General features: G+C 39.8%; 4 protein-coding genes and 1 pseudogene. 4 read left to right on the forward strand and 1 reads right to left on the reverse strand.

The window, feature by feature from the left end; all coding sequences use genetic code 11:
- From CXF78_RS13075 to CXF78_RS13090, 4 genes and pseudogenes are all read left to right on the forward strand, one after another.
- A pseudogene (locus tag CXF78_RS13075) lies at nt 1–437 on the forward strand (chromosome partitioning protein ParA); the annotation flags it as partial.
- Complete coding sequence (locus CXF78_RS13080; RefSeq protein WP_102037046.1) at nt 397–819, forward strand: hypothetical protein; 423 nt, start codon at nt 397–399, stop codon at nt 817–819. The pseudogene CXF78_RS13075 and the gene CXF78_RS13080, both read left to right, overlap by 41 nt.
- Before the next feature lie 357 nt (nt 820–1,176).
- Entirely contained in the window at nt 1,177–2,001 is an 825-nt protein-coding gene (locus tag CXF78_RS13085) for a M90 family metallopeptidase (RefSeq protein WP_102037047.1), read from the forward strand.
- 49 nt (nt 2,002–2,050) lie between these two features.
- A complete protein-coding gene (locus CXF78_RS13090; protein ID WP_011636578.1) occupies nt 2,051–2,656 on the forward strand; it encodes a nuclear transport factor 2 family protein in 606 nt (201 codons plus the stop codon).
- Nucleotides 2,657–2,765: 109 nt separating this feature from the next.
- On the opposite strand, the gene CXF78_RS13095 is transcribed toward CXF78_RS13090, so the two are convergent.
- Complete coding sequence (locus tag CXF78_RS13095; RefSeq protein WP_102037048.1) at nt 2,766–4,220, reverse strand: HDOD domain-containing protein; 1,455 nt, start codon at nt 4,218–4,220, stop codon at nt 2,766–2,768.
- Nucleotides 4,221–4,350 lie beyond the last annotated feature (130 nt).

A 4,350-nucleotide genomic window follows, 5' to 3' on the forward strand; every position in this document is an offset into this window, starting at 1 on the left:
TAAAGAGACAGCCATTGCGCCCAAAACGCAGAGATTTAAAAACCGTCAGCCATATGGACGATATCGTTTCCACTTGTTTAATGATAAACCCGAAAATGAAAGCATCATTTGTGATCACTCAATGCCCAAGTTTACCTAACCAGGCAAGCAGAATTACTGAAGCAAAAGATGTCTGTCGTACTTATGATATTAATGTATTAGATGCCGTTAACTACTGTCGTAATATTTACGACGACAGCGAAGAATCAGGCTTATCTGTATTTGAGTTAGAACCCCAAGGTAAAGCTGCTGATGAAATGCGCAGTATTGCCTGTGAATTACTCGATATTACTGATGCAAAGCAACTCATTGAACAGCGCAATACTGCATCGAACGTGACCACGATGAGAGGAAATTATGGGACTAGCCGATCTCAAGAAAAACGCTTCGTTATGTAAAAGCACCAATAACATTGCAGTATCAATTGATGACTTTATTGCTGCAGCCGATTTATATGCTGCTGGTCAAAACCGTCCTCAACATGAGGAAAAGCAAACGCTAATGACAAGCGATGCAGATAAGCAAAACAATATAATCGATTTTTTACAGCGTAAATATCCACAGCATGTAGAGCCAATAAAATCGGTCAATAAAAGTAAACAGCAACCTTATAGACGTTGTACCTATACCTTAAGTGAAACGGCAATAAGCCAGCTTACATTATTAAGTCAGCAGGGAGGAATAGCAAAATCAAAACTGATCAGGCAGTTGATTTCACAATATTTTAGTCTATCTCCACAACAACAAAAACGGTTAGATGTTAGCTTTACAGACCAATAGTTAACTTTGCAGACAGATAGTGAATTGAACATAATTTTTACCAAACACAACGACAACCACTTTATCCCCGCCCTTTCACTGGCAGTAAATATAAGACTAATATTTGCTAGCCAGTGCTTTTATTTATCTAAAACTCCAACCTACACACTAGGCAAACTACGTTTTCACTTATCACTCTCATTGCTATTTAGTTTTTCCTAAAGCTTGAATTTACTCACAAACTGCCCCATTAAATACTCATGGAATGAAACAGCCAGCGAATGAAATAAACAAGTCATATTAAACATTGCAAGCTCAGATAATACATAAGCTTAAAATATCAATCTTGACGCCCTCTTCGACTACCAGGACACTTCTATGATCGCGATTGTAATATTGCTCGTTATATCAATAACAGCTGTGGCATGGATTGTCAGTAGCCAATGGCGTCTCAACCGTCAACGTAACATTATCACCAGCAAACCATTCCCCACTCAATGGCGTCATATATTAAAAAAGCGTTTTCCTTATTTCAAAGCCATGCCGACGGATTTGCAACTTCAACTCAAAAAGCATATTCAGATATTCATTAATGAGAAACAATTTGTCGGTTGTGACGGGTTCGAAATCAACGACGAAGTAAAAGTAACAATTGCAGCCCAAGCTTGTTTGTTATTACTCAATCGTAAAACTAACTATTACCCAAAACTGAAACAAATTTTAGTCTATCCAAGCGCGTTTATCGTTAAGAAAAACCGCACGGATCTCGCGGGAGTACAATCAAGCCAACGTAATGTGTTGCTGGGAGAATCTTGGGAATATGGTAAAGTCGTATTGTCATGGAACAGCACTATAGAAGGCGCAGCCGACCCGTTTGATGGTAGCAATGTTGTGATACACGAATTCGCTCACCAGCTTGATCAAGAAGATGGACCGGCTAATGGTGCACCACCACTGCGCGATATTACTTCGTATCGCTCATGGTCTAGCACATTGGGGCAAGAATTTAAGCAACTTCAGTATTGCGCTCAACAACATATCCCGTCATTATTTAACTATTACGGCGCGACCAATCCGGCGGAGTTTTTTGCTGTGATAAGTGAAACGTTTTTTGAACGACCCGTGGAGTTTTACCAACAGCATCAACAATTGTATAAAGAATTAAGCCAGTTTTATCAGCTAGACCCAATAAATTGGCATTAGAAAAGTATTAAAACGCATAATAATAATTTACTAAATAAACAGGAATACTATGCAATCAATCATTCACCGACTCGGTTTTATCGCCGTGTTAATGACGACAGTGGCTGCCTTCGATTTACATGCAACTGAAGCCGAAGAATCAACACTTGAACAGAGCCAAACTGAGCAAAAAAACAAACAAATTAGTCAGCAAGTGAGCTCCGAAAGCGAAGCGATTATAAAAGACATTAGCCAAAAAAATGAGTTAATTGATAGCCAAGGCTTATCAGAAAAAGACAGCCAAGAAGTCAGCGCTTTGTTAAATCTATTACATGAAAGTGCAGCTGCTGCTGACTGGACCACTTATTTTAGCCTTTATCATCCACAAGCGGTGTTTATTGGTACCGATGATTCAGAGCGTTGGAATATGGTTGAGTTTGAACATTATGCCAAACCCACTAAAGGCTGGCGTTACGATTTAAAGTCGCGTCACTTATTACAAATTGACGATACGATTGTATTTGACGAGCAGCTCTATAGCCCAGCATATGGCGTGAGCCGGGGTACTGGTGCGTTGGTACAAACCTCTGAAGGATGGAAAATAGCGCAATACCATTTGAGTTTTCCAATTCCAAACGATAAAGCCAAACGAATTACCAGCTTAATCATGCAATAGCAGTTAAACAATATGGTGGCCATCGTCGAGTATGATGACCACCATAATAGAGAATAGTTAGCTATTCTCTAGACCGATTGTATTGAATGGGAAATATTCAATACCCATCCTATGTCATCGACACCCCAAAACACACATTAGCGAGCTCACTAAAGTGTGTGAAACTGTCGAAATCCTCTTGCTCAAAACGACGTCCAGTACCCTGCCTATCGGCATAAAATAATCCCAACACTTTCTGTCCAACAAAGAGCGGCGCTAATAAAAAGCCATTTTGAGAAAAGCGTTCAACGAGTACATCATCAATTTGAACTTTGCATTCTTTACTGGTGGGTGCATTTACCCACACACTCTTTTTTTGCCCAATACATTGAGTAAAAACGGATCGTGGATCGTCTAGTTCAATCACAAAGGCTTGTTTTAATAATTCAGCGCCATCACCCATCATCACCCTTGGTTGTAATAATTTACGACTTGGAGAGAGTAACAATACACCACACCTATCTAAACCAACGCCGGTTAACATTCCTTCCAATGTGGTGTGCATTATTTGATTAAAATCAGTTTTAACCACGGCATAATGGGTTAATTGTCTCAATTTACTTAACTGATAACCTTGATTGGTTTGCCTTATCTCAGTGAGCTCAATTGGAGCATCGACATGCTCTAATACGTCTGCGGTATTAGGCAAATAAGACACTATGGCTTTGGCACCATATTCAATGGCTAATTTATGGGTTATTTCGCTGCAATCGATAAACTTTTCAGTAAATTCATCCACACTGATGTCTAACATTTCTGCGGCTTGAGATAGGCGTTTGTGCAGCTCTTCAGCGTTAACTTTAGGCTGTGACACGATTTCTGATAACTTATCGGCTAAAAAAATACAACGGATCTCAGGCATGCGCTCGTCTGGCTGTGCTAAAGACTTAATCAGTACTTCACCTAAGCCCCAGCTTCTGGCAATGCTTTGGGTCAGCTGGGTAAAAGAGGTACCTAGTTCAGTTCGAATTAATGAGTTTTGTTCAATTTTATCGTCAGTCGCTAACAACTTTTTATCAAGCTGTTCGGTTAATTCACCGCCCATGCTCCAAAAAGCACTTTCACCTATTCGATACAATAACGAGGCAATAAACACCTCTTCACGTAGCGATTCTCCACGGTCGCTCATCATCATTCTAGCGAGCATCGCCGCCTGAAAAGATTGCGCCATCAGTTTTAATAAACGTTGATAGACACTTTCGCTCAGGTGCTTATTTTCAAGTAAACTGGTGAGTAGTTTTGCGGTAATGCATATGTTGCGAATTGTATCAAAACCTAATACAACCGCTGCACGGCTTACGGTCGAAACAGGATTAATACCTTTATTGTAAGTGGCGCTGTTTGCCACTCGCAAAATACGCGAGGTGAGTGCATTGTCGTGCATGACACTTCGACCTAACAAAGATAACGAAGACACATCGTCTTTTGCCAACTTTTCTAAATCACGCACTGTTGAACATAATGCAGGCATTTCTTGATCACTAATCCGCTTGGTCCAGTAATCAGCCCCTTTTTGTTGAGTCATCGCCTTCAAAAATTAACCTAAATATAACAAACATTGTTTTTAGTATACTCAATTTCATCACGGTGTCTTGTAGATATTGCTATTCGCTTAAGCTAGCTCACGTATCAAAGTAAAACAATAATACTCATAT

The sequence above is a fragment of the Shewanella sp. 11B5 genome (assembly GCF_002836795.1).
Taxonomy (GTDB): Bacteria; Pseudomonadota; Gammaproteobacteria; order Enterobacterales; family Shewanellaceae; genus Shewanella; species Shewanella frigidimarina.